Annotated in this window: 23 protein-coding genes; 7 read left to right on the top strand and 16 right to left on the bottom strand. The window is 45.6% G+C overall.

Features of this window, described 5'->3' with window-relative positions; all coding sequences use genetic code 11:
* Positions 1-17: 17 nt before the first annotated feature.
* The 3 genes from G493_RS31040 to G493_RS0123460 are packed head-to-tail and all read right to left on the bottom strand — an operon-like array spanning position 18 to position 3,947.
* Positions 18-701 (bottom strand): esterase/lipase family protein, encoded by a 684-nt coding sequence (locus tag G493_RS31040; protein WP_051309862.1) that lies wholly within the window; start codon positions 699-701, stop codon positions 18-20.
* Positions 694-3,084, bottom strand: coding sequence for an acetate--CoA ligase family protein (locus G493_RS0123465; RefSeq protein WP_051309861.1), 2,391 nt, complete (start codon positions 3,082-3,084; stop codon positions 694-696). Before G493_RS0123465 ends, G493_RS31040 begins: the two co-directional genes overlap by 8 nt.
* Positions 3,085-3,119: 35 nt before the next feature.
* Complete coding sequence (locus G493_RS0123460) at positions 3,120-3,947, bottom strand: rhodanese-like domain-containing protein (protein ID WP_028582296.1); 828 nt, start codon at positions 3,945-3,947, stop codon at positions 3,120-3,122.
* A 348-nt stretch (positions 3,948-4,295) separates the two neighbouring features.
* On the opposite strand from G493_RS0123460, the gene G493_RS0123450 reads away from it, so the two are divergent.
* Positions 4,296-5,138 carry a DUF4405 domain-containing protein gene (locus G493_RS0123450; RefSeq protein WP_035275795.1) on the top strand — a complete coding sequence of 281 codons (843 nt, stop codon included), beginning with the start codon at positions 4,296-4,298 and terminating at the stop codon, positions 5,136-5,138.
* A 60-nt stretch (positions 5,139-5,198) separates the two neighbouring features.
* Here the strand turns inward: G493_RS0123450 and tilS are convergent, their stop codons facing one another.
* On the bottom strand, positions 5,199-6,236 hold the full coding sequence (gene tilS / locus G493_RS32720) for a tRNA lysidine(34) synthetase TilS (protein WP_051309859.1): 1,038 nt from the start codon (positions 6,234-6,236) through the stop codon (positions 5,199-5,201).
* Positions 6,237-6,731: 495 nt separating this feature from the next.
* On the opposite strand from tilS, the gene G493_RS0123435 reads away from it, so the two are divergent.
* Positions 6,732-7,031, top strand: coding sequence for an Hpt domain-containing protein (locus G493_RS0123435; protein WP_161629885.1), 300 nt, complete (start codon positions 6,732-6,734; stop codon positions 7,029-7,031).
* Between the two features lie 214 nt (positions 7,032-7,245).
* Here G493_RS0123435 and G493_RS0123430 read toward each other — a convergent pair whose 3' ends face one another.
* The 7 genes from G493_RS0123430 to G493_RS0123400 all read right to left on the bottom strand — a co-directional run bounded on the left by G493_RS0123430 (position 7,246) and on the right by G493_RS0123400 (position 12,875).
* Positions 7,246-7,452 carry a hypothetical protein gene (locus G493_RS0123430; RefSeq protein WP_028582293.1) on the bottom strand — a complete coding sequence of 69 codons (207 nt, stop codon included), beginning with the start codon at positions 7,450-7,452 and terminating at the stop codon, positions 7,246-7,248.
* A gap of 159 nt (positions 7,453-7,611) precedes the next feature.
* On the bottom strand, positions 7,612-8,997 hold the full coding sequence (locus tag G493_RS0123425; RefSeq protein ID WP_028582292.1) for an NAD(P)(+) transhydrogenase (Re/Si-specific) subunit beta: 1,386 nt from the start codon (positions 8,995-8,997) through the stop codon (positions 7,612-7,614).
* A gap of 2 nt (positions 8,998-8,999) precedes the next feature.
* Entirely contained in the window at positions 9,000-9,293 is a 294-nt protein-coding gene (locus G493_RS0123420) for an NAD(P) transhydrogenase subunit alpha (protein WP_028582291.1), read from the bottom strand.
* A gap of 8 nt (positions 9,294-9,301) precedes the next feature.
* Positions 9,302-10,438: a Re/Si-specific NAD(P)(+) transhydrogenase subunit alpha gene (locus G493_RS0123415; protein WP_028582290.1), complete on the bottom strand. Its 1,137-nt coding sequence runs from the start codon at positions 10,436-10,438 to the stop codon at positions 9,302-9,304.
* Between the two features lie 31 nt (positions 10,439-10,469).
* Positions 10,470-11,939: a UDP-N-acetylmuramate--L-alanine ligase gene (murC, locus tag G493_RS0123410; RefSeq protein ID WP_028582289.1), complete on the bottom strand. Its 1,470-nt coding sequence runs from the start codon at positions 11,937-11,939 to the stop codon at positions 10,470-10,472.
* A complete protein-coding gene (locus G493_RS33895) occupies positions 11,936-12,121 on the bottom strand; it encodes a hypothetical protein (protein ID WP_051309857.1) in 186 nt (61 codons plus the stop codon). Before G493_RS33895 ends, murC begins: the two co-directional genes overlap by 4 nt.
* A gap of 154 nt (positions 12,122-12,275) precedes the next feature.
* A complete protein-coding gene (locus G493_RS0123400; RefSeq protein ID WP_028582288.1) occupies positions 12,276-12,875 on the bottom strand; it encodes a hypothetical protein in 600 nt (199 codons plus the stop codon).
* 649 nt (positions 12,876-13,524) lie between these two features.
* On the opposite strand from G493_RS0123400, the gene G493_RS31025 reads away from it, so the two are divergent.
* On the top strand, positions 13,525-14,052 hold the full coding sequence (locus G493_RS31025) for a CYTH domain-containing protein (protein ID WP_051309855.1): 528 nt from the start codon (positions 13,525-13,527) through the stop codon (positions 14,050-14,052).
* A gap of 315 nt (positions 14,053-14,367) precedes the next feature.
* Here the strand turns inward: G493_RS31025 and der are convergent, their stop codons facing one another.
* The 3 genes from der to G493_RS31015 are packed head-to-tail and all read right to left on the bottom strand — an operon-like array spanning position 14,368 to position 17,641.
* Positions 14,368-15,705 (bottom strand): ribosome biogenesis GTPase Der, encoded by a 1,338-nt coding sequence (gene der / locus G493_RS0123390; RefSeq protein WP_028582287.1) that lies wholly within the window; start codon positions 15,703-15,705, stop codon positions 14,368-14,370.
* Positions 15,702-16,748 (bottom strand): aminoglycoside phosphotransferase family protein, encoded by a 1,047-nt coding sequence (locus G493_RS31020; RefSeq protein WP_051309853.1) that lies wholly within the window; start codon positions 16,746-16,748, stop codon positions 15,702-15,704. Before G493_RS31020 ends, der begins: the two co-directional genes overlap by 4 nt.
* Positions 16,745-17,641: a sugar phosphate nucleotidyltransferase gene (locus G493_RS31015; protein WP_051309851.1), complete on the bottom strand. Its 897-nt coding sequence runs from the start codon at positions 17,639-17,641 to the stop codon at positions 16,745-16,747. The genes G493_RS31020 and G493_RS31015 overlap by 4 nt, the downstream gene beginning before the upstream one ends.
* A 226-nt stretch (positions 17,642-17,867) precedes the next feature.
* On the opposite strand from G493_RS31015, the gene G493_RS0123370 reads away from it, so the two are divergent.
* The 4 genes from G493_RS0123370 (at position 17,868) to G493_RS0123355 (ending at position 21,722) form a co-directional block, all read left to right on the top strand.
* Positions 17,868-19,442, top strand: coding sequence for an imidazole glycerol phosphate synthase HisHF (locus G493_RS0123370; protein ID WP_028582286.1), 1,575 nt, complete (start codon positions 17,868-17,870; stop codon positions 19,440-19,442).
* A 388-nt stretch (positions 19,443-19,830) separates the two neighbouring features.
* On the top strand, positions 19,831-20,184 hold the full coding sequence (locus G493_RS0123365) for a hypothetical protein (RefSeq protein WP_153306656.1): 354 nt from the start codon (positions 19,831-19,833) through the stop codon (positions 20,182-20,184).
* A 102-nt stretch (positions 20,185-20,286) separates the two neighbouring features.
* Positions 20,287-20,739, top strand: coding sequence for a universal stress protein (locus tag G493_RS0123360; RefSeq protein ID WP_028582284.1), 453 nt, complete (start codon positions 20,287-20,289; stop codon positions 20,737-20,739).
* Positions 20,739-21,722 carry a hypothetical protein gene (locus tag G493_RS0123355; protein WP_051309850.1) on the top strand — a complete coding sequence of 328 codons (984 nt, stop codon included), beginning with the start codon at positions 20,739-20,741 and terminating at the stop codon, positions 21,720-21,722. The genes G493_RS0123360 and G493_RS0123355 overlap by 1 nt, the downstream gene beginning before the upstream one ends.
* A 368-nt stretch (positions 21,723-22,090) precedes the next feature.
* Here the strand turns inward: G493_RS0123355 and G493_RS0123345 are convergent, their stop codons facing one another.
* Entirely contained in the window at positions 22,091-22,957 is an 867-nt protein-coding gene (locus tag G493_RS0123345; RefSeq protein WP_232363824.1) for an LpxI family protein, read from the bottom strand.
* Positions 22,950-23,747, bottom strand: a complete 798-nt coding sequence (gene lpxA, locus G493_RS0123340; protein ID WP_028582281.1) for an acyl-ACP--UDP-N-acetylglucosamine O-acyltransferase — start codon at positions 23,745-23,747, stop codon at positions 22,950-22,952. The genes G493_RS0123345 and lpxA overlap by 8 nt, the downstream gene beginning before the upstream one ends.
* Positions 23,748-23,852 lie beyond the last annotated feature (105 nt).

The following is a 23,852-nucleotide window of genomic DNA, read 5'->3' as shown; positions in this document are numbered from 1 at the left end:
CCCAGGCGATCACGCATTCAGGAAACAGGAAAAAAGCATCCGTTCTGTAAATAATGTCTGACCTGATTATGCACAGACCTGTGAAACATAATAAAAGAATGCCCATAGGGAAGTATGAGAAATGCTTTCACACCTCGAACATATGCCCGGTCTACAGCCACTTTACCATCATTCTCACCACTGAAATACCTTGAGAACAAAGGGGTGGCCGGCCTATTACCGGTAAGAACGCCCACAGGATAGTCGAGGCTGGGCAGTCTGTTGACAAAACTCCATTCCCTGGTGCTCAATTCCAGGCTGGCCGGTCCAAACACTTTGCGAAACCAGAAAAATCGCCCGAAAACATCCATCAATTCGCTTCCGCGGTTGGGCGGACACAGCATAACTGCCCTGCCAAAGTCCTGAATATCCTCCATTTCCATATAGCTACGAAGGAGAATACCACCCATGGAATGGGTGACAGCGTGAATCTTGCTGACGCGTTGCTCCCTGAGCCTGTTAAGCGCAGGGGAAATCGCTTTTCTAGCCAGTTCTTCAATTGGTGCAGTTCTTGATGGGTAATTAATATTTGCAACCACATAGCCAGATTTTTGCAGATGTCTGGCAACAGGATACATGGAAAGCGAGGTTCGCATCAACCCATGCAAAAGGAGAACTCCCTCACGCTGACCATGCCTGCCACAGGCATTGTTCTCAGCCATGGCTCAATGTAATTTCCAGATACAGAGACAAGGCCGTAACAGCCCTGTCCATGCTTCGAAAAACCGGAAACCCGATGCCCTGCAGGTCATCAACAAAAGGATCAAACTCGGTCCCCCCGTCCACCACAAGAACCAAAGGTTTAGTGAGATGTGACCGCAATGAGCCTATATGATGATATATTCCCGTTTTGTAGGCTTCACTGCCATCGGGCAGGCTATGCATAGCAGGGGTTATGGGTATGAGCCCTGCTATAAGTCCATCAATATTATCGTCTTCTGCCATAAGGCGGGCTACTTCTGCGAAAACTGAATCATCAGCTCCAGGATTGATATCCAGCGGATTTTGTACAGTTACTAAATTGCTTAGTCCATGACGGGCCATCAAAGCATCCAGCTTACGTACTGTTTCCTCTGATAACTGCGCCAGCTCCATGGAGTAATCGTCTGTGTGAATATAGTCGGCCAAGCCAACGGTCTCAAATCCTGCGCTGGAAAAACCACCAATCCTTTTCCCTTGGACAGGCACGTCATGCAGCATAGAGGTCAATTTCAGTAAATCAGTAAACTGTTCAAAGGTTTGGGCCACAATAGCACCGGACTGCCTCATACAGGCCTCGCATACAGCATAATCCCCTGCAAGGGAGGCGGTATGACCCGAAGTCGCAGCCTGGCCCTCCGGGGTTCTTCCTGCCTTATATAAAACCACCTCCTTGCCTGCTGACACAGCATGTTGAACAGCCTCGGCAAAGGCTGCTCCATCCAGGTCATTAAACCCCTCTGCATACACGCCAATAACATCTACCTGCGAGGATCTGCTGAAGTAATGAAGGAAATCACCAAGGGTCAAATCGGTCTGGTTGCCGATGGAAACAAGATAAAGCGGATTAAGATCAGGAAATCTACTTAATCTGGTCCCCATGAATCCTCCACTCTGGCTTACGAAGGCAATCCGTCGCAAAGGCCGGTTGGTTGAGTGCATTGGGAGCTTTTCCTCTGGCAGAAACCAGGTATCATAGCGCCCGGGTCGGGAGACCACTCCCATTGAATTGGCGCCAAGGATCAAAGGACCTCTGTTTGCCTGTGATCGTGAGGCATGAATGGCCTCTTTAAGCAGCTCAGCTCGCTCATGACTGTCATCAGTTTCTCCGAGTCCGCCAGGAATAAGCAGGATGGTTTTTGCATGCCCATTTTGCAAGACGTCGTCCATGAGCGTTGGGACACTTTCAGATCCGACAGCCACAACAAAAAGGTCCAGGGGATGTCGCAGATCCGCCAGAGTGTCAAGGCAACGTATACCGTCTATTTCCTGTACCCCTCTCCTGATTATCAGAAGATTGTCTTTGGGAAATCCCTGCCGCAGGATATTTCGAACAATAATTCTGCCAAAATTCATACGATGCGGAGACACACCGACAATACCGATGGTATCAGGATGCAACAAATTATCAAGTTTCTCTATCGGGCGATTTGGGACCAGCACTTTTGGCCTGCAAAAATGTAACAGACCATCAAGTGGCACCATACGAAAATCTGTAAAAGCGAAGGGATTGACTTCAAATTCCTGAATATGTAGACAGGCGCTGGGGTTATTATGGGAAAAATGATTGCCGACTTCTATTAAAGCAGCAAAGCACTCAACAAGCTGCTCATCGGTAACAATCCTTTTTTGTCCTCGGGAAAGGCCTATAAGCTTTGTATAGGAAACAGTCCGACGAAAGAGATCAAAAAATTCCAAACCACTTGTCATGGCTGTTGCAGCAGTAACTATGGCCCTATTTTTACGAAAAAATTTAGCATAAAGCTCGGTGTCGGTTCCGCCGAGGCCGGCGCTCAAAACCATACCGAACTCCCTTGTATTACGCAGGCCGACAATCAATTCATTTCCAAAAGCCTCTGAGTCAGGGGGCATGAATTCAACCAGGAGTATCCCCCGAATATCTGCCGATATCTGCTCAAGCAGCCTGTCCCCATGCAGTCCCTCATACTCATGGGGTCTGGGCAGAATGTCAGCTTCCAGATTCCTGGCATATTCTTCAGGAACCTGATAGATCATACGTCTCCAGGTTGCAAGAATACTCTCGGGGGTATTTTCAACAATACGAACTCCCTTGAGTTCTGTTTTGTGAAAAATGGTTGGTGAAACAATCTTCAAGACAACTTTTTCACCGGAAAAACTCTGTAACTGCTCAGGGCTTGGTTTTTCAGTAACTGGCAAAAACAGGCTCCGGGGAACAGTTTCCGACCCCAATGCTTTGAGAAAAGCGTAAGCCTCATGCTCATATAATGAATAGCGGCCCGCCTCTTCAGCCAGATACAGTATCTGCTCAAGTTGCTCAACATCGACATGTGTTTTTATCTGTTCCAGACGCGTTCGGCTGTGCATGCTCTCTTCTGTGTATCAATACAGGATAATGGCTGTCAGTTATCGCAACTTCCAATGGCTTCAGCTACAATTCTCATATGTTCCTTTTCTGCCTGGGCAATGGCAAGAAAAGTTTTTTCAAGCTTTTGCCCTGCAAAATAATGAGCCAGGCTGCGATAAAGGTCATACGCGGCAAACTCTACCGCCAATGCCAATTCAAAGACAACCCGACAGGGACTCTCAGCCTGCTTCTCCACACTATCCAGAGCATGGGAAACCTCGATACCACCTTCGAGAATATCACCTTTCAGCTGCCTGTAAACGAGTTCAAAAGGTGCAGGGCTATCTTCCTGTTCAGCCCAATAGCGGTACACTGCGCGGGCATGCCCTTCTTCAGCTCGCACGAGAACATCCAGCAACTGTTGAAGAATTGGCTGCTGAAACCGTTTCATCAATTCCTGATACAAACGCTCAGCCCCACGTTCCATTTCCATTGCCTGAAAAAGCAGTTGTGAAGGCGGACCAATCATATCGAAGGCATTCAGATTTGGAACATTGGTTGCAGTTACCCCGTCCCACGCAAGAATTCCCCCTTCCATATTATAGACTTTGCGTCCTTCCGCTCCAGCCTGATTGGCGGCAAAAATTGCGGCAGCCTGGGATCTGTGGCCGGATCGACAATAAAACAAGAGGTCCCTGTCTGCTGCAAGCTCGCCCATACGTGCAGATAACTCTGACAGAGGCAGGAGGAGTGCTCCTGGAATATGCCCCTTGGTGTATTCATGTGGCTGGCGCACATCAATGAGCAAGTACTCCTGTTCAAGGTGCTCTTTTATAAATTTGCGTGTCTGCTGCACTGACAGATTAATAAATTCACTTTCCATAGGTACCTCGAAGTATTCTTCAATATTCTTTCTTCCTTATACCAATTTTCACTGTCTTTTCATACTATCTACAACTTTGACCTCGACATGAATACCGACACTGGCTATTTTAGGTGAATACTATCCTCAGTAGAGTCAGGGATGTACAACGCTTTCAAGTTTTTATCTCAGAGTAATGAGATTAAATACCCTGCGTTACCTCCGCCAGTTCAACAAGGCAAGGCATGGTACAGGTTCGCCCTTGTTTCAGATATGCACATGTTATCTGCGGGTTATAATGCCATTGCATGACATTCGCAAATCCTGCATACGTTACGTTATTCCATTTCTACATAAGGAGTATTCACTATGAGTCTGCGCAAAATAACATCTTTAACCATGTTGCTTTCCTTCTTGGTCCTGACGCTGACCAGTGTTATCCTGTACATTGAGCCTGAAGGCCGAGTCGCCTACTGGTCTGACTGGCACCTCATGTGGCTTAATAAACGCCAGTGGGGAAATGTGCACATCAATATTGGTTTTCTCTTTCTCTTTGCGAGCCTGCTGCACATTTTTCTCAATTGGAAACAAATCCTTGCCTATCTCAAAAATAAAGCCAGGGAATTAAAAATTTTCACTGCCAGCTTCAACCTGGCCATAATTATCACACTGGCTGTTACAGTGGGCACCCTACTGAACGTTCAGCCATTCAGCACCATTTTAGAATTTGGTGAAGGCTTTAAAGATGCTGCCTCCATTAAATACGGAGAACCGCCCTACGGGCACGCTGAACTTTCCTCTTTGACCATGTTCTGTAAGCGTATGGGGTACGATCTGCAAAAAGTTCAAGACAAACTCAACCAGGCACACATTAACTACAGTGACACCAAACAAACCTTGCTTGACATTGCCCAGGCGAACAATCTCACTCCCAGGCAAGTATACGATACCATAAAGCCTGAAGCACCAAAGCTTGCCCCGGGTGAGACGCTCACTTTTCCGGAAGCACCCTTTCCCGGACTGGGCCGTACAGTTTTAGCTGATCTTTGTCAGACCTACGGCTTGAATCAGGAAGATGTGCTCCGGGCATTTGAACAACAACATATCACTGTAGTTCCTGCTCAGACCCTGAAAGAAATCGCGGCTGCCAACAACTCAGATCCCCACGCACTTTTTGAAATTATCCATGGAGTTGCTTACCCTCAAATGTAAAACTATTGTAGAGCGTGCAGGTAAACTATCATCGGCACGCTCTGCGGATAAAAATGCCGGTTATTCTTTATTGCGGATACTTCCTCTCCAGGAAACTCTACCTTTAGGATATAAAAATAGTATAACCTCACGGGTTACCTGGAGCCTCAACCCTTTTTGGAAATGTAATTCCGAGCCAGACCTGCCATGGCGAAAAGCATCTACAATTTTTACAATATATTCATATTTGGCGGTAGTACCAAGTGCCCAAAGAAGCTGTTCAATAAATCTCCGTTGGAGTGACAAATGATACTGAAGAAAAATTTTTCGTTCAATCGTTAAGGGTAAAGACACCTCTTTTTGCCCTTGATTCATGGGAAGGAGCACATGCCACATATCACTGGTGAGTTCTTCCAAGAGAGCTTCATCCTCAGCAAGATTTTCGGCCGTCTTACATAAAGCCCTGCGTATACCGGAATCATATTCACGTTCCAATTGGGGTAACAGTTCGTGTCGGATGCGATTACGTAAAAAATAGGTATCATCATTACTGGAATCGTGACACCAGGAGATTCCTTTTTCATTCAGGTATATCTGCAGGTCTTTTTTTGTCAAACTCAGAAACGGACGTATAATATTGTCCTTTTTCCATCGCATGCCGGAAAGCGCTTTTCGGCTACTGCCGCGTAAAAGACGTATCAAGACCTCTTCTGCCTGGTCATCCGCTGTATGGGCAACAGCGATCCACCGCCCCTGAAAAGAACATCTGCATTCATCAAAAGCCTGATATCTTAAAAGTCTGGCAGCTTTCTCAAGAGAATATTTTTTTGCTGCAGCATACTCTTTTGTCTGTACACACACTCGTTCTGCAGGAACTCCAAACCGGCTGGCAACCTGAAAAACATGTAACCATTCTGCTGCAGTCTCTTTCGGTCGCAGACCATGGTCAACATAAACCGCCAATAAACGCAATTCCATTTGCCCGACCAACGCTGCCAGTACACTTAAAAGGGCTATTGAATCTGAACCGGCTGATACCCCAACAACAATTCCGTCACCCACGGCGGGGAGACCTTGTCTATGAAAAAATTGTCCTATGTTCCGTTCCAAAGGATGCATATATATAACACCAGATGAGGAATAACATCAAATCAGCTCATGACTCCGAATTTTTCAGGAATTACTAGGCAACTGCTTAGCCACCTGAGGTAATATAAAGGCAAATTTGCTTCGTTTATAAAAATAGGATATGCTGACAACAAGAAATGCTGACTCGAATTTTTCTCAAATATTTACAAGAACAATGAAGGCGCCTAGATAGTGCCTGTCGGTAAATGGTCTTTTTGCGCAATTTTTGCTTTATACTCAAAATTTTGTTCTCAAATATCAAGTATATGGCTGTGGCAAAGCTCACCACACGCTTTAAACCTGAACAAAAACAGTTAGTTACAGATAGGCCCCTAGATAGAAACAGAGCTGGTCCTGCAACGGCATATGCATAGTAAAAAAACAATTCTTCATATGCCCTCCCGATTCCCTGACAGGCGCTGGCTTACAAGAACCCTACATCCCATCCCATTAATAATGGACAAATCAGCATACCAAGATCGCATAATGCAGCATATACGGACCGCCTATATGCTAAGTGAAGAGAAATCAGAACAACTCATGCCTAATTTTCTCAGTTCTCTTCGCAACCAGGTGCTAGAACTACAGCCGATCCATTCCCGAGGAGACCTGCAAACTCTTGGCAAAAGCAGCCATAAGGTCAAAGGTGCATTGCTGAATCTCGGGCTTACAGACCTGGCAGATGTTGCGTACACAATCGAACAGAACAGTAAATCAGGAAACCATGAATATAACTACCAGGAAACCATTGAAGAACTAACCCAGACGATTCTGCTTTTCACCTGATATAAAATGTATTATTTCCCTTTGCCAGAGATGAGTTGATACTCTTTCACCATCCCACGGCATCCGGCCCCGCAGTCATACATCTGTGAACACAGGTAGACAGCTGTGCTTCATGGACAGGTTTAGACTAATCCGGTCGCCAACTTTGAATATATGCAATGAAAGCGTTTACTGATTTGGGATTTTGCAGGCATTATTACATAGCGATGAACGGTTACGATCGTGGAGGCAATGTAAAATAACATAAGCCGGTAAAAACGATCACTAGCAAAAAAATTCCCGCAACCAACCCATCAAAGGCCCGTTCTAGCGGACCGGCAAATCCAGCTTCCACACGAATGTTTATTACCAGCCACACACAAAAAACAAGCAAGGCAACCCCTGCTGAAAAATAAGTCCGTATTTTTCCTTTTTTTGCCATTATTCATTTCCTGAATTGTGCTCTTGTTATAAGTACGCCAAAGAAAAACATCTCGGCGGTGCTGGATGAAAAAATCTCTTCCAGCACCCTTCCTGAACAAGAGTTCTCATGTATTCCTCACGCCTTACAGCGTGGAGATACGACAAGTATTATTGTTTATTACTTGGCCTCTTTAAACTCGGCAATCAAAGCCTGGATAGCCACTTTGGCATCACCAAAATACATACGGGTATTTTCCCTGAAAAACAGGGCGTTTTGTATTCCGGCAAAACCTGGATTTAATGACCGTTTCAGGACGATGACCGTCTTGGCCCTGAACGTTTCGATGATGGGCATTCCATAAATGGGGCTATTCTCATCTTCCGCAGCCGCAGGATTGACGACATCGTTGGCACCTATGACTACGCAGACATCCACCGAGTCCATGCGTGGGTTGATATCGTCCATTTCAACCAGTTGATCGTATGGCACATTTGCCTCGGCTAACAATACGTTCATATGGCCGGGCATACGTCCGGCAACGGGATGAATAGCATACATCACCTCTGTATCATTTGCCTCCAGCAAATCTCCGAGTTCCCGCACTACATGCTGAGCCTGGGCAACAGCCAACCCGTACCCAGGAACAATCGCAACGCTATCAGCGGCTTCAAGAATATAGTATACATCTTCAGCCGTCGCTGGCCTGACTTCACCCTGTGGTCCATCTTCAGCACCACTTGATGCTGTCTTGGTCCCAAATCCTGAAAAAAGCACATTAGCCAACGAACGGTTCATTGCTTTACACATAATATTGGTCAAGATGATTCCGCTGGCACCAACGAGTGCTCCTGCAACAATAAGAATATTATTTGAGATGACAAAACCAGCGGCACAGGCTGCAAGACCGGAGTAGCTGTTCAGCAGCGAAATGACAACAGGCATATCGGCGCCACCGATGGGTATGGTTGAAGTAACACCAAATCCCAGGGCAACCAGAACAATAATGATAAAGAATACATACCCCAACCATGAACCGGGAAAAACACAGAACAGGGCTGCTGCAATCAGTGCCGAAAGTAATATGGCTCCATTGATGAGATGTTGTCCGGAAAAAACCACAGCCTTTTGCGGTACCTTTCCGCTGAGTTTACCAAAAGCCACCATTGAACCAGTAAACGTCACGCCTCCTATAAAGGCGGATAGAAAGGTAACGCCCGCTAAAAAAGAGGATATTTCTCCTTGCTGGTGATACTCACTCCACGCCAGCAATAAGCTCGAAATCCCGCCAAAGCCATTAAAGAGCGCGACCATCTCAGGCATAGAAGTCATCTCAACCTTATAGGCTGCAAATAACCCGATGGCAGTACCAATAACTATTCCCAGAAGAATCCATCTGTAATCAAGACCAGTTGCAAGCAGGGTTGCAACTATAGCTATCAACATTCCCAATGCTGATAACAAATTCCCCTTGCGCGCAGTTGCAGGAGAACTCAGCATTTTTAAGCCGAAAATGAATAATCCGGCAGAAATGACATAGGAAAAATTTATACCAAGCGCACCCATTTCTATTTACCCTCCCCCTGGTCTTTTTTCTTGAACATCTCAAGCATCCTGTTTGTCACGGCGTACCCGCCAACCACGTTAATGGTGGCAAATATGACCGCAAGAGTACCAAGAACAGTGGCAAAACCAGGATTTTCCATTTTCAAAGAAGCCAGGGCGCCAATCAAGGTGATGCCGGAAATGGCATTTGAACCGGACATCAACGGGGTATGCAATGTTGAAGGAACCTTGGAGATCAGTTCAAATCCAAGAAATATTGCCAGGACGAAAACAAAGGTTAAATATACAGCTTCCATCGGATTCCTCACTTGTTCATTATGGATTTGTACATTGTGCTGAAGATCTCACCTTCATGGGTGATCAATGCACCTTTCACAAGATCATCCTCGAGTTTCAACGTAAAACGTTGAGCTTCTTTATCCCAAAAATGTTCCACAAAATTATAGATATTGGAAGAATACATCTCACTGGCTGTGCGTGCCACTCGTCCAGGAAGGTTGCCCATGCCCATGATGGTTACGCCATTGCTGTTAATGACTTTGTCAAGCTCGGAACCTTCAACATTGCCTCCGGTTTCCACAGCCATATCCACTACGATTGATCCAGGTTGCATCTGGTCAAGAATGGACTGATCAATAATTCTAGGGGCAGGTCGACCAAAAAGCTGGGCTGTAGTAATAACAATATCAGCCTGGGCACAGGCTTTTGCCATCCCCTGTTTTTGCAATTCCAATTGTTCCGGCGTGAGTTGAACCGCGTATCCATCTTTGGTTTGTCCCGTTTCACCCAGATCCACTTTGACAAATTTGGCTCCCAACGACTTTACCTGCTCTTCAACCACAGGCCTTGTATCAAAGGCTTCAACTCTGGCACCCAGCCGTTTTGCAGTGGCTATTGCCTGCAGCCCGGCAACGCCAACACCAATAATAAAAACCCTGGCAGGTTTTATTGTTCCAGCCGGGGTGGTCATCATGGGTAAAATGCGATCAAGTTGTTCTGCGGCTATAATTACCGCAACATACCCGCCGAGATTAGCCTGGGAACTGAGGACATCCATTTTTTGTGCAATGGTCGTTCTGGGAAGCATTTCGAGACTAAAAGCATTGACGCCTGCCTGAGCTAACTCATCAACAAGTTGTTTTTCATTAAACGGATCAAGATAGCTTACGTGAATTGCGCCACGCTTCATCAACTTGATTTCGTCTGCTGGTGGCTTGCGCAACCGAAGAATGATATCGGCTGTCTGTAGCATTTCTTCTCTATTCGTACCGATAGTAGCTCCGGTCTCTGCGTATTCTGAGTCCTCAATGCCCAGGGTTGCTCCTGTTCCGCTTTCGACAACCACATCAGCGCCAAGTTTTACCAGTTTGGCTACTGACGTTGGTACAAGAGGAACACGGGTTTCCCCAGGATGGACTTCTTTCATCACCACTAACCTCATATAAAACTCCTCTAGCTGGAATGGAAAAAGATTACCTTTTGTCAATATGCTCAGAAATACTGCCAAGTTGAGTCAATAATCGTTCATGAATATTATCAAATCCACCATTGGAGAGAATTACAATAACGTCACCTGAACGTGATATTTCATGCAGTGCTGCCAAAATAGCCTCAGTATCCGGGAAATACATGGCATCCTGCCCTTGACGCTGCATATCCTCAACAAGTTTTCTTGAAGAGAATTGTTCACTTTCAGGTATATCGGCCAATGGAACGTGCTCACGAACCAGGACATAATCCGCTCCCTGAAACGCACTCATATAATCTTGCTGAAATACTTTTCTTCTACTGGTATTTGTTCTGGGTTCAAAGACAATAAGAAGCCGGTTTTCACTCCAGGCCTGCCGTAATGCCTTGACAGTTTCCCGGACTGCTGTGGGATGATGGGCAAAATCATCAATCACAGTAACGCCGCTTACTTTACCACGAATCTGCTGGCGTCTTTTTACCCCTTCAAAAGTCGAAAGAGCCTTTCCAACAGATTCAGGGGACCATCCCAGATGTGAGAGCAAAGCCATAACTCCGGTGGCATTTGCTGCATTGTGCGCTCCGGGCATGGGGAGTGAAAAAGAATGGTCTTGTTCCTGCCTATACGTTACCCTTACCTGCGTATTGTGCCCCTTTATCTGGATATTTTCAATTCTCCAGGTAGCCTCCGGTCTTTGTCCGTAACTGATAACCGGGCACGGAGCATCCCGTATCAAGTCTCTTATTACTGGATCGTCTATGCATGCTACCAATGCACCATCTGAAGGGATTTGTTGGATAAATCGAGCAAAAGAATCAACAATTGCCTGCAAGTCAGGGAAAATATCCGCGTGATCAAATTCTACCGATGTCAACAGCACATACCTCGGCATATAATGATGAAATTTTGACACTTTATTGAAAAAAGCCGTGTCGTATTCATCTCCTTCAATCACAAAATATTCACTTTCACTGACATTGAAATTGCTTTGAAAGGCTTCCACCAACCCGCCGATAAGAAACCCCGGTGTATCCCCGAGTCGATGGAGGGTGGTTGCAAGCAGAGAAGAAGTTGTTGTTTTCCCATGGGTACCTGCAACAACCATTGATTTTCTTCCGGTGAGAAAAAATTGTGCTACGGCTTGGGGCATGGAGAGATAGGGGATTTTCAATTCTCCAAGAGCAACAGCTTCAGGATTGACCGCCCGGACAACATTACCGACTATAACCAAGTCGGGAGCCGGAGATAAATTGTCAGCGTGAAATCCCTCGCACACAGGTATCTTAAGCGAAGCAAGGAAGTCGGACATAGGCGGATACACATTCTGATCTGAACCTGTCACAGTATACCCCCTGGTGTGTAACATTCCTGCCAGGGCTGCCATACCTGTTCCACAAATACCTATGAGATGAATATGATTCACCTCATCAGGACATACGTTCAATGAAGGATCAAGTGTTGTGTTGTCATTCATTTATCACGCACCGAACGCTGCATACTTTTATACACAGTTGCAAAAGTCTCATCAAAGTTGCCAGGTGTCAGCCGCCCCATCTCTATAAATTTCACCACCACTTCTTTAGCTGCTTTAAAAATAGCCTCATCTGTAACGGGTCTGTTGAATGACTCCTGCTGCTGTTTTCCTTGATTACTCACTGTACACCTCTTTACCGGATCATAAAAAAACCCCTGTTACCGGGAAGAAGGCCAATTCTTTACCAGAAGCAACAGGGGTCTTCTGTCTCACACGGAAAAAACCTGCCAAGCACTTCCCGGGAGATCAATCATAACTGTTTGTGATGTTCACAGGTCAATTTTCACTGAGCTGTTTATAATCTACGGCCTTGGCAAGATTGATCAAATCGGTTCGATCAATCCCATCGCCTTTAACAGTCACCATAAATCTACTTGCTACGACAACATAGATATCACCGCTGCGTTTAACCGAGTCATATTTGATGATGGATCGCTGGCCATTAAGAGTCTCAAGCTTTCCACCACCTGCACCGGCAAACATGGGATTGTTGATCATCATCAACACTGACTGTAATACTGGAGAATCGGATACGATTTCAAGGCTGAGTTTTGAATTTCCCTTATAATAATCACGACTGACAGTCACCCCACCACCCAAAACAGCAGATCCGATGGCCTGTGCGTTTGTCTCACCCGCTTTCCATCCAGACAAAGGAGGAGGCAGCAACTTTTTCATATTTTCACTTTTCTGCTGCCTGACAAGTTGCGAAGCATAATCAAGATTCGAAGCGGCTTCAGCATAGTCACCGGCCTTATATTGTTTTACAGCCTCATCAATCGTCTTCAGGACCGTATCATCAGCCCTGACCAGCAGTGGAGTTGTCAGAATGCATGCAGTAATAACTGCCAACGACGAAATTTTATTTGCAAACATGGCTCACCATAAGAGGAGTGAATGTTCTCTATATCCCATCAGATAACAAGCTGAACCCAGCCTGTCAAGAGGATATCATTTCCACACCAACACCTTGAAAATTGGTACTTTTACATCGTTCCATAACGTCCCCCTGGTCGGAATTCGGGAAACCAGCCGGTCCTTTCAATGGCACCAGCTTTTTCCGATGATGCGGTGCAGTATTTCACCAACGGACTTTGACTGACGGGAAATATACAAGATATAAGTAGTACGGACCTTGTTTAACGTCAATAATGAAATGTTGATAGTATGGGTTGTCTCACCCGTGCTTGTTCAGGAGGCACTTGCTGTGTTTGCCATCCCATATGCTACATACAATATACAATCATATTCGCATAGTGTGTAATTCCCCGACCTGAAAAAGAGTTTACGGAGACAACCGATCAGCATAGCATCACAGGGACACCATTCTCCATGCTTCTGTAATATGCAGAGCATAAGGCGTTGAAGCTAGTCAAGGCTTTGGCGAAAGTCAATCTTTCTCTCTTAGAGAAAGAGACTATTTATCGCATTTCATTAAAAATATTCCTTTTCAAGGCAAAATAAAATTTGTAAACCTACTCAAATCACAACGTTATTCATGAATCTTTTCTTTTGAGGGGGAAGTATGGCAAAAGAAATTGAACGAAAATTTCTGGTGGCAAGTGATGGGTGGCAACATCTTGCCAGAGGAATCCATTATCGTCAGGGATATATCTGCTCAGGAAAAGGGCAGACGGTCCGCGTCCGTGTGGTTGAGAACAAAGGTATTCTAACGATTAAAGGCGCAACCCAAGGTATTTCTCGCAGTGAATACGAATACCCCATTCCTCTTGATGATGCGCTTGAAATGCTGGAAGAACTCTGTGAAAAACCCATTATAGTAAAAAAGCGTTATCACATTTATGTTGCCGGGTTTACATGGGAAGTCGATCAGTTTTTAGATGAAAACGAAGGACTTGTAATAGCCGAAATAGAATTGTCCCACGAAAACCAGAGTTTTAACAAGCCTGAATGGATAGGCACCGAAGTTACCGGTATTCCTCGCTATTACAACGCCTGTCTCCATCAACATCCTTATAACCAGTGGAATCCGGAAGAAATTGCCGTGCAGGAAATACAGCCCAGCGAAAATATCATGTCAACAATGAAATGACTCTAGTTCTCGCTGGATTTTGCGCTATTTTCTACACCTTTTCAATCGGAAATCACCCTCTCAGCAATCAACTGAGCCATCACTAAAAAAGCCGGAACCTACCTGTGAGCAGATTCCGGCCATGGGTGTCATGTTCGCATACATGCGATGCGTACCATTCTTTATGGACGCAACGATAGATCATCGCATGATAGATAGATCATCGCATGATAATTGGGCTCCGGGGCGAAATTCCTATTACGAATAATAATTTTTTTTCACTGCAGGCCCCCAGACCACCTTGCCGCTCGTGCTCCTTGACCAGCTATGTGATTACTACTTTTTTCGCCCGCTTCGTTCCCTGAAAAACAATCTGACCGGTACACGATCCAGTTCCAGACCTTCCCGAAAACGATTTGTCAGGTATCGTTGATAGGAAAAATGGATACCCTTTGGGGCATTGGTAACAATAACAAAGGTTGGCGGGCAACTTCCCAACTGGGTGGTATAATACATTTTCAGTCTTCTTCCCCTATACATGGGCGGCTCATGATGAGAAACAGCTGCTTCAAGAAGGCGATTCAAAGCACTGGTTGGAAATCGTTCATGAAACTGACGATACACCTTGCCTATTTCTGGAAAAAGACGTTTAATCCCGGTCCCGGTCAGCGCAGAGACGCGGAATACAGGAGCAAAGGGAATAAAATTGGTTGCACGTTGCACTTCTTCAAGAAGAAAATTTTGTCTTTTTTTATCTCCGGACAGAAGATCCCATTTGTTTATCAGTATAATCAGAGCTTTTCCCTGGTCCTGGGTATAACCGATAATTTTGGTATCCTGCTCCGTTATCCCCTCTTCCGCATCGATCAACACCAGAGCTATGTCACAACGGCTCAGAGATTTTAACGCCTTTAAGATAGAAAATTTTTCTATTTTATCTGTTGTTTTTCCTTTCCTACGTATCCCTGCCGTATCGATCAAGAGGTAATTATGTGCATCACGGGAAAGCAGTGTGTCTACAGAATCGCGGGTTGTTCCCGAAATATTGGAAACAACCATCCTCTCCTGTCCTATAATTGCATTTACCATGGATGATTTTCCCACATTGGGCCGGCCAAGAAACGCCAGACGAATGGTGTTTTCCGGCAATTCGCTTTCCACTTCTCCTTGTTCAAGGTGAGGAATAAGCTCTTCCATCAAGGTTTTAAAGCCATATCCATGATCTGCGGAAAGCGCCCACAGCTGTTCAACACCGAGCTCCCAGAAAGGTGTCAGTAATTCTGTTTCAATCTCGGGGCTATCGATTTTATTGACAATGTAGAAAACAGGTTTTTCCTGCCGTCTCAACATATTGACAATATCCATATCCGAAGGCGTAAGCCCCTGTCGTCCATCCATAAGGAAAAAGATGATATCAGCCTCTTCCATGGCCTGGGTAGCCTGTTTCCGGATATGATCGGTAATGATGTCTTTTTCAGCATCTATTCCGCCGGTATCCACAAGCATAAAACCATGTTCTTCATAGTTCACCTGGGCGTAGTGCCGATCCCTGGTTACTCCGGGGGTTGGATCTACCAAAGCATCTCTGCTTCTGGTCATACGGTTGAATAGTGTTGATTTCCCGACATTGGGACGTCCGATCAAGGCAACAAGTGTGTGTAAATGTTCGTTCATATATAGTATTCCAACCTGTCTCTACAGATATGGGTAAGTTTTTGCAAGGCAGCATACTCAGCAGCGCAGGGTTTGGCAAGCAGGTCTGCCAGCGACCCTATTGAGGTCATCAGAAATTGTTCAAAAAATTGTTTTTGGCGAACCCTGCTGAGAAAAGCAAAAGCCCCGATAATCTGGAGATTTCTTTGTAGAGCCAACAAGGTATATTCATACTCAAACTGCTTTGCGTCATAGTTCATGGACCGGCTCAGAGCATCAAGGTAAACAGCAAAAAGTTGCTGCTGCTGTGATTCTGTCAGTCCACAATAAGGATCAATAAGCAGAGAGGCCAAATCATACCCAAGGGGTCCCAGACGGCCTCCCTGAAAATCAATAAATCTTGGCTCACTGCCTGTTATCATTATATTACGTGATTGAAAATCACGGTGCAGAAAAAAAGTTGCCGGTGCCTCTGCAGCCTTTGTGGCAAGAAGAAAGCAATCATTTCTCGCGTCATCCAACCCTGAATCCAGACAAAGAAGCTCTGCACAAAAGGCATGTAAAAAATACTCTGACTCCCGTTCAATCATAAGCTGTCTGTCATATCTGGGGGTATCCCAGCACCATGTCGTTTGAAAACCATGGCTGCCTTTCACCTGCATTTCAGCCAGGAGCCGAACGGTTTTCTCGTACATCGCTTCACAGGTGGCTGTTGACACTTTTGGATCGTGAACCAGATCATAAAGCCTTGTCTGACCAAGATCCTCACAGATAACCATGCCTGTTTCAGGTTGCAAGGCATATATTTTCGGTACAGGTATGGAACGTGTCCAAAGGTGAACCCCCAATTGATAGAAGGCTCTGGCTTCTGCCAGTTCATTGCTGGTCTGGCACTGTGGCCGGACACACATCAACGACTGGTCATCCGGGCCGACAATGCGGTAGAACTGCCGTGTTGATCCATCTGGTACAACTGTTTCCATTGCAGAAATCTGCTCTGGGGTCCAGGATTTTTCTGTATCGTTCAGCAGCTCAGAAATTTCCAGTTTAGCATCCCTGCTCATGCCCTGCCTTCCATATGTATTGATGGTTCCAAATCAACGCCTGTCACAATTGCATTTTCGTATTTCTGGCCGGGTGCAATAACTGCATTGTCCCAAACAACAGCATTTTTCAAAATAGCCCCCTTACCGACCAGGACATTTTTCCCTATACATCCCCATCCTTGCAGGAGCACTCCTGGCATAAGACGGGCTGTCGGGTCAATGAGCCAACGATATTTTTCCTTTTTACGGCCCAGAAGGTACCTGTGCAGATCCAGATAATCTTCAGGGGTTCCCATATCATGCCAATACGCGCCATCCACCCTCAATGCTGCGATTTCCCGTTGTCCAGCCAATTCAGCATACAGATCAATGATATGATGAAAACATCCCTGGGGAATACGTTCCAAAACAGCAGGAGTGGTTATGTGAATACCCGTAAAAGCCAACCCAGCCGTATCCGGTGCACAGGAAAAATCATTGACCAATCCTCTGCTCACCGTCATACAGTTAAACCGAGAATGATCATGAACAGCCATGCTTACAGGACATGTGTGCTGTTTGTGTTGATAATACAGCAAATTCAGGTCGATGTTATGAAAAATGTCACCATTCATAACAAGTATGGGCTTATTTTCAAAAACATGCAACGCCTTGCGTAGACTGCCACCAGTGCCGAGTATCTCCTCTTCCAACTGTAAAAACACACCAGGCCAGTGTTGCAGAACCTTTTCAATCTGGTCGGAAAGGTGATGGGCATTGACCACAATGGGATGACACCCCAGTGCTGTGAGTGTGGCAAGATGCACCTCAAGCAGAGACCGATTCAGAACAGGAAACAAGGGTTTAGGTCGCAGTTCCGTATAGGGACGCAATCGGGTCCCAAAACCGGCTGCCAGTATAATAGCCTGCATATTCCTCAATATTGAACTTGACTTGCGGATAAATCCTTTCTAAATATTTGCCCTTCAGGCAGGAAGCACATCCAACCGGCATGAACTGTAGCGGGTATGACCGGAGTAAACACCGTGCCGGAAGTTATCTTCTTTACCGGACTAGTTACCATACATCCTGCTTTCATCCTGCACAACCTTGTACAGTGTCCTTTTTCCCGTTGCAACAACTTGAGTACATAATACCATGATTACACTTCTTGATTACGGAGCTGGTAACGTTCGTTCAGTGGTAAATGCCATTGAACGGCTTGGTGAAACCGTTATCCTGGTAAACAAACCGGAAGATATTGACCGGGCTGAAAGACTTGTTTTTCCAGGAGTTGGAAATTTTGGAGCAATGATGCAGGTGCTGCAGGAAAAACACCTCACCGAGCCATTATTGCGATACCTGCATTCGCAGAAACCTTTTTTTGGAATCTGTGTTGCGCTTCAGGCGCTTTTTGAAGGGAGTGATGAAGCACCGGATCAACCTGGCCTTGGTTATCTACCTGGACACGTAAAGCGTTTTGATACAGAGCTGGCTGTTCCCCACATAGGCTGGAATGGTATCAAAATTCACCAGCCCTCTTCCCTGTTCGCCGGCTTCAAGGGAGATGAAAAGCTCTATTTTGTACATTCATACCACGTTGTCTCCCAAGATGATTCTACAACACTGACGACAACTGACTATGGCTATGAGTTTGTCAGTTCCATACAACAAGGAAATATCATTGCAACTCAATTCCACCCTGAAAAAAGTGGTAAAGCCGGGCTGAAACTCCTGGAAAATTTTCTTGCAGGAGACCGTCAGTCAATTGTTCCGGCCAACTGTCCAAGCACCACAGCTCTTGCCAAACGAATTATTGCCTGTCTCGACGTTCGTGCAAATGATCAGGGAGATCTGGTGGTCACCAAGGGCGATCAGTATGATGTGCGTGATGAGGGTGAAGTCCGCAACCTTGGGAAGCCTGTACAACTGGCAGAAGAATATTACGAACAGGGAGCAGACGAGGTCACCTTTCTCAATATCACAGGCTTCAGGGACTTCCCCCTTGAAGACATGCCAATGCTGGAAGTGCTTGAACGTACTTCTAAAAACGTTTTCGTCCCCTTAACAATCGGCGGCGGAATACGCGATTTTACCGATAGAAACGGCAAAACTTACTCTGCATTGGAAGTTGCATCTGCCTACTTCAGAAGCGGTGCAGATAAAATTTCAATTGGCTCGGATGCCGTGCTCATTGTTGAAGACGTCATCAAGCGGGGTAAAGCTACAGGGATGAGTTCCATCGAACAAATCGCCCGCGTATATGGCAATCAGGCTGTGGTTATTTCCGTTGATCCTCGACGGGTATATGTCAAATCACCCGATGATGTCCCTCACAAGGTCATCGCCACTTCCATCCCAGGCCCTGAGGGTGAAAAATATTGCTGGTATCAGTGTACTATCAAAGGCGGACGTGAAGGGAGAGAATTGGACGCAGTAACCCTTGCGGCAGTCAGTGAACAGCTTGGTGCAGGCGAAATACTCCTGAACTGCATTGATCGGGATGGTACAAATTCGGGCTTTGACCTGGAATTGATACATGCTGTTCGCTCAGCGGTTTCCATTCCCGTAATAGCTTCAAGTGGGGCCGGCTGTGCGGAGCACTTCATGGAAGTTTTTTCACAAACCCAAGCCGAGGCAGCTCTCGCAGCTGGAATTTTCCATCGTAAAGAAGTACCTATTTCAGAGGTCAAAGCTTTTCTCGAGGGCAAGATAGAAATTAGACCCCTCTAAAAACATCACGCATACAGGGTGTTATCCGAATTGGATCACACCCTGTCCATCTCCTTTTCCACCTCTTTCTCCTGTACTTCCTTTCTCCACGCATATATACTTTATACAGGAAGTGAACTTTTTTTATCCTGTCCGCACCACAACGATTATCAACGGATACCAGGGTAAAAAAACATCAGGTATCAGAAGCGTGTCTCCTCGTATAGACCTCGTATACCAACACTTTTAAGCTTACAGGAGGATACAGATGGTTTACCCGTTAAACAATCATCTATTTTTCGTAATTGCCCTCCTCGCGATTGCCCTTATGATAGCACTTATTCTTGTTATCATTGGATTTCCTGAAAGCTTTAAACTTCTCTTTAGATCCAAAGGAGGGAGCGACCAAATGGATACAACAATCTCTCTCTCAAAAGAACAACGAGAAATGGAAAAAAGAGCACATGAACGCATCCCTCTTCCCAATACAACCATAAATGTCACAGACGGGTATATTTTCTGTACAGCGTTGCTTGACAACATCTCAGCATACGGTGTCTGTCTTAAGAATCTCCCGGACACCCTGTACAGAAATTCAGAAAATCTGACCTTGTTTTCTCAGACAGGCGATGAATTACCTGTTTTGCATGTCCGTCCGCAATGGGAACGTAAAGAGCACAGCGGCAAACGTATCGGCGCACGAATTTTAAACAGCTCTGAAAAATGGCTTTCATTTCTCAACCGTTGTCAGCCTGCCCAATAAGCCTAAACGGGAATATGTCACAAAGCTTTTTTGCGCGACGCTAAGAACATTCTTTTTGTATAAAAAACGACGCCACGTCTGTTTATGAGAAAGGAGTGCCCCATGGAGTGGAAACGAATCATTGTTGCCATCGATGATTCCCCGATGTCTGAAAATGCCGTTCATTATGTGGGGAGCATGGTTGGCCGACTGGAAGGCATCCAACTCTGTCTACTCCATATTTACCCAGAACCGCCTCCAGATTTCTACAGTACAGGAGGCTTGCTTCCTGGGTATAAGGAGCTGGAAAACACAAAAGCTCAACCCGTACTGCAGAAGGCGCAGGAATATCTGCAAACTTGCGGAATCTCGCCAGAATCAATCCAGCAACAATGTGTTATGGCAGAAAATAAAACCATAAGTGAGGCTATCCTGGCACTGCAGACGGAGTATGGGTACGGGACCATAGTTGTTGGAAAAAGAGGGATATCCAGATCAGAAGAATTTCTTTTCGGCTCTATTTCCAGTGCCCTGATCCATAATGGAAAAGACATCGCTGTCTGGGTTATTGGCTGATGGTTGCCCATGCTCCGATCACAACACTGCCCCCGATCATACTGGAGCGTCTAAAAAAGCATCGTGTTTTAAACGGGCTCAGGAGAACACCCAAAGTTTTTTCAGATACCACGGATTTTACAGCCATTGATTATGGAGATGTCATCAACATCGAAAACGAGTATTTCCTTGTAACATCTTTTACCAAAGAGGGACGTTTTGGTGTTGATGAACAAATAAAGCCATGGGTCCCAAAGGTTGAAGAACTGACAAGCAGCCGCCGATATATTGTGAAGCTGGTGTTTCACGAAAGATTTGATATGCGTATGGGCCAGTTTGTGGTCACCTGTTACCGTAACCCGGAAAAAGAAGCACAAATACTGGAATTGGTGGAAGGACGTCCGCACTTCATGCAGGGCAGACCGCTTCTGGATGCAGTAGGCAACCTGGTAAGGGTCATTGAACCCATCAATGGCTACCGGCTGGATAAATATATTCACCGGAGCGGTTCCAGCCATGAAGAGTACTTCTACTATGAATTGCCTTCAATCCTGGAACGTTACCTTAAATGTGTTGAAGGGATTATTTATCTACACAGTAAGGGATTTCGTCATGGCGATATCAGACGAGACCATATCTTTGTTGACCGTAAAAGTGGAGAGTTTTCCTGGATAGACTATGACTATGACTTTTATCTGCCTGAACGGCCCTTTGCCCTGGATCTTTTTGAACTTGGAAATATCCTGTTGTACCTTACAGGAAGGGAACATTATACCCTGAGCGACCTATCCCAAAATTATCCGACAGCCTTGCCGAGTATCACTCCAGATGACATGGGATTATTGGTAAAAACCAGGGTCGTCAATCTCAAAAAAATCTTTCCCTATATACCGGATAGTCTCAATAACATTCTGCTCCACTTCAGTACTTCTGCCAATGTTTTCTATGAAAGTACAAAGGAGTTTTACGACGACCTGTTACGTGCCTGGGAAGAACTTAGTTAGGCCTGTCTAGTCTTTTGGGAGTCTCGTTCCTCGCTTATCTGCCCAACTTTTGTCTTCTGCTCAAAATTTTCCCTCGAAGGTCAGCGAAAACTCCGATATCAACTCTATGTCTGTGGTAAAATTTATCGCACGCCTCGGAGTCTATGCTTACCTACACTTGAACAAAAAACTTCACTTATGGATAGACACTAGCTAGGAGGCTGTCCAAGAATGCTATTTCCGCCCATATCTTCGTTAAACTTGAAAAAATATCCTCGGAATATCATATATATGCCTGTGGTATTTTTTCAGGCTTGCCTTGAGCTGAACGAAAATTTCTATTCTCGGACAACCTCATAGTGCGCATTTCCGGGTTAGCCAGACCACCCTCAAAAACTGATTTCACCATGTTCATCCTCCCTGATCCCTATCACGACAATACCTGCCTGGTTAGCAGTCTGTATCATCTGTTGCGGATCAAAAAGCAATGATTGTCCGGCCTCCACAGCAAGGACAGTAGCTCCCACTTCTCTCATTGATATAATGGTTTGTTCCCCTGTTGCAGGAAGATCAAAGCGAAAATCCTGGCCAGGTTTTCGAAGTTTAACGACCACAGCACCATGGCGCGAAAGGGAACCACCTCTGCGGATTGCCGCATCCGTTCCTTCAATGGCCTCCACTGCCAGTACGGTTCTTCCCTGTACGATTACACACTGACCGATATCTAACCTTCCCACTTCCCGAGCCATAGCCCAGCCAAAACGAATATCTTCTATCTGTTCCTTGCTTGGTTTTTTTCTGGTGAGAAGACCTGCGGGAAAGAGCAGGTGTTCCAAATAGCAGGTTGAAGCGACAACTTGAATTCCTTCCTGTTCCAACTCCCCGGCTACAGCTCTAAGAATTGCGTCATCAAGTCTCCGGTCAATCTTGTTCCAAAGCGTCAGCCCCCTGATATCCGGAAGAACATCTCTAAATATTCTGGTTTTGGTAATGGTTCCGCAGAAAACCGTTTCTCTGACACCTTCCTGCTTAAAATACTTGATTACCTTGCCAAGTTGCCCAAGTTTGACCCAATGAACCACATCAGCATACTTATCGATTTCTGCGTCTGTTTCACCACCATGGGCAATGGCTATTACTTTCCGTCCCTTGGCTTTTGCTGCCTGGGCAAAAAGAATGGGAAACTGGCCCCCTCCAGCGATGAGTCCTATGGGATCTGTATTGCACATAGGGACAGAAGAGTCACTTTCAATCATCAATGGTTCGTTTAACTACACCGCGTTTGCTTGTCTGAAAGAAAGCCGCCAGCGTCTGCACTTCCGCACAATCAGCCATATCTTCTTCAATCTGTGCAAGTGCATCTTTTAAAAGCAAATGAGGTGAACGAAAAAGCAGTTTAAAGGCTGCGTCCAGTTGTTTTATGGTATCACGGTCCATACCTGCTCTGCGTAAACCGATCTTGTTTATACCTGCAATCCTCATCCTGTTTCTGGTTCCCTCCATAATGACAAAGGGAGGAACATCCAGAGAAATGCCTGACATGCCGCCAACGTAAGCATGGGCTCCAATCCTGCAAAACTGATGTACCGCCACCAGACCGCCAAGGTTGGCATGGTTACCGATCTCCACATGACCGGCAAGGGTGGCTACATTGGCCATGATGACATTGTTGCCGATAATACAGTCATGGGCAATATGACTATACGCCATTATCATATTGCGGTCGCCGATAACAGTCTTTCCACCACCTTTATTGGTACCTCGATGGATAGAAGCGTATTCACGAATCTGATTGTCATCACCAATGATCAGTTCAGTCTCTTCCCCTTTGTAATGCAGATCCTGGGGAGGAGCACCGACAGAGGTAAAAGAACCGATGACATTGCCTGATCCAATGGTGGTTTTACCGGAGACAACCGCATGTGCGCATACTCTGGTATTGGCCCCAATGCTTACAGGCCCATCAATGGTCACATACGGCTCTAAAATTACGGAACTGTCTATCTGGGCCCTGGGATCAACTATAGCGGTGGTGTGTATACTCATATTAAATCCTGTTGCCGGATTCTAGTTGTTATATATCCGGTTTGTTAAAACTGCTGGTGTTACGTCGATGATGAAATGTTGATATACTTACTGTACCGGAAATTT

The sequence above is a fragment of the Desulfogranum japonicum DSM 18378 genome, assembly GCF_000429945.1.
GTDB classification, from domain to species: Bacteria; Desulfobacterota; Desulfobulbia; order Desulfobulbales; family Desulfobulbaceae; genus Desulfogranum; species Desulfogranum japonicum.
Note: the sequence above shows the minus strand (reverse complement) of the source record. Positions and strands in the feature narration are given on the sequence as shown.

Coding starts and splice junctions, on each gene's coding strand:
- G493_RS31040 (WP_051309862.1), bottom strand. CDS start 701: ATGGCTGAGAACAATGCCTGTGGCAGGCATGGTCAGCGTGAGGGAGTT.
- G493_RS0123465 (WP_051309861.1), bottom strand. CDS start 3,084: ATGCACAGCCGAACGCGTCTGGAACAGATAAAAACACATGTCGATGTT.
- G493_RS0123460 (WP_028582296.1), bottom strand. CDS start 3,947: ATGGAAAGTGAATTTATTAATCTGTCAGTGCAGCAGACACGCAAATTT.
- G493_RS0123450 (WP_035275795.1), top strand. CDS start 4,296: ATGAGTCTGCGCAAAATAACATCTTTAACCATGTTGCTTTCCTTCTTG.
- tilS (WP_051309859.1), bottom strand. CDS start 6,236: ATGCATCCTTTGGAACGGAACATAGGACAATTTTTTCATAGACAAGGT.
- G493_RS0123435 (WP_161629885.1), top strand. CDS start 6,732: ATGCAGCATATACGGACCGCCTATATGCTAAGTGAAGAGAAATCAGAA.
- G493_RS0123430 (WP_028582293.1), bottom strand. CDS start 7,452: ATGGCAAAAAAAGGAAAAATACGGACTTATTTTTCAGCAGGGGTTGCC.
- G493_RS0123425 (WP_028582292.1), bottom strand. CDS start 8,997: ATGGGTGCGCTTGGTATAAATTTTTCCTATGTCATTTCTGCCGGATTA.
- G493_RS0123420 (WP_028582291.1), bottom strand. CDS start 9,293: ATGGAAGCTGTATATTTAACCTTTGTTTTCGTCCTGGCAATATTTCTT.
- G493_RS0123415 (WP_028582290.1), bottom strand. CDS start 10,438: ATGAGGTTAGTGGTGATGAAAGAAGTCCATCCTGGGGAAACCCGTGTT.
- murC (WP_028582289.1), bottom strand. CDS start 11,939: ATGAATGACAACACAACACTTGATCCTTCATTGAACGTATGTCCTGAT.
- G493_RS0123400 (WP_028582288.1), bottom strand. CDS start 12,875: ATGTTTGCAAATAAAATTTCGTCGTTGGCAGTTATTACTGCATGCATT.
- G493_RS31025 (WP_051309855.1), top strand. CDS start 13,525: ATGGCAAAAGAAATTGAACGAAAATTTCTGGTGGCAAGTGATGGGTGG.
- der (WP_028582287.1), bottom strand. CDS start 15,705: ATGAACGAACATTTACACACACTTGTTGCCTTGATCGGACGTCCCAAT.
- G493_RS31020 (WP_051309853.1), bottom strand. CDS start 16,748: ATGAGCAGGGATGCTAAACTGGAAATTTCTGAGCTGCTGAACGATACA.
- G493_RS31015 (WP_051309851.1), bottom strand. CDS start 17,641: ATGCAGGCTATTATACTGGCAGCCGGTTTTGGGACCCGATTGCGTCCC.
- G493_RS0123370 (WP_028582286.1), top strand. CDS start 17,868: ATGATTACACTTCTTGATTACGGAGCTGGTAACGTTCGTTCAGTGGTA.
- G493_RS0123365 (WP_153306656.1), top strand. CDS start 19,831: ATGGATACAACAATCTCTCTCTCAAAAGAACAACGAGAAATGGAAAAA.
- G493_RS0123360 (WP_028582284.1), top strand. CDS start 20,287: ATGGAGTGGAAACGAATCATTGTTGCCATCGATGATTCCCCGATGTCT.
- G493_RS0123355 (WP_051309850.1), top strand. CDS start 20,739: ATGGTTGCCCATGCTCCGATCACAACACTGCCCCCGATCATACTGGAG.
- G493_RS0123345 (WP_232363824.1), bottom strand. CDS start 22,957: ATGATTGAAAGTGACTCTTCTGTCCCTATGTGCAATACAGATCCCATA.
- lpxA (WP_028582281.1), bottom strand. CDS start 23,747: ATGAGTATACACACCACCGCTATAGTTGATCCCAGGGCCCAGATAGAC.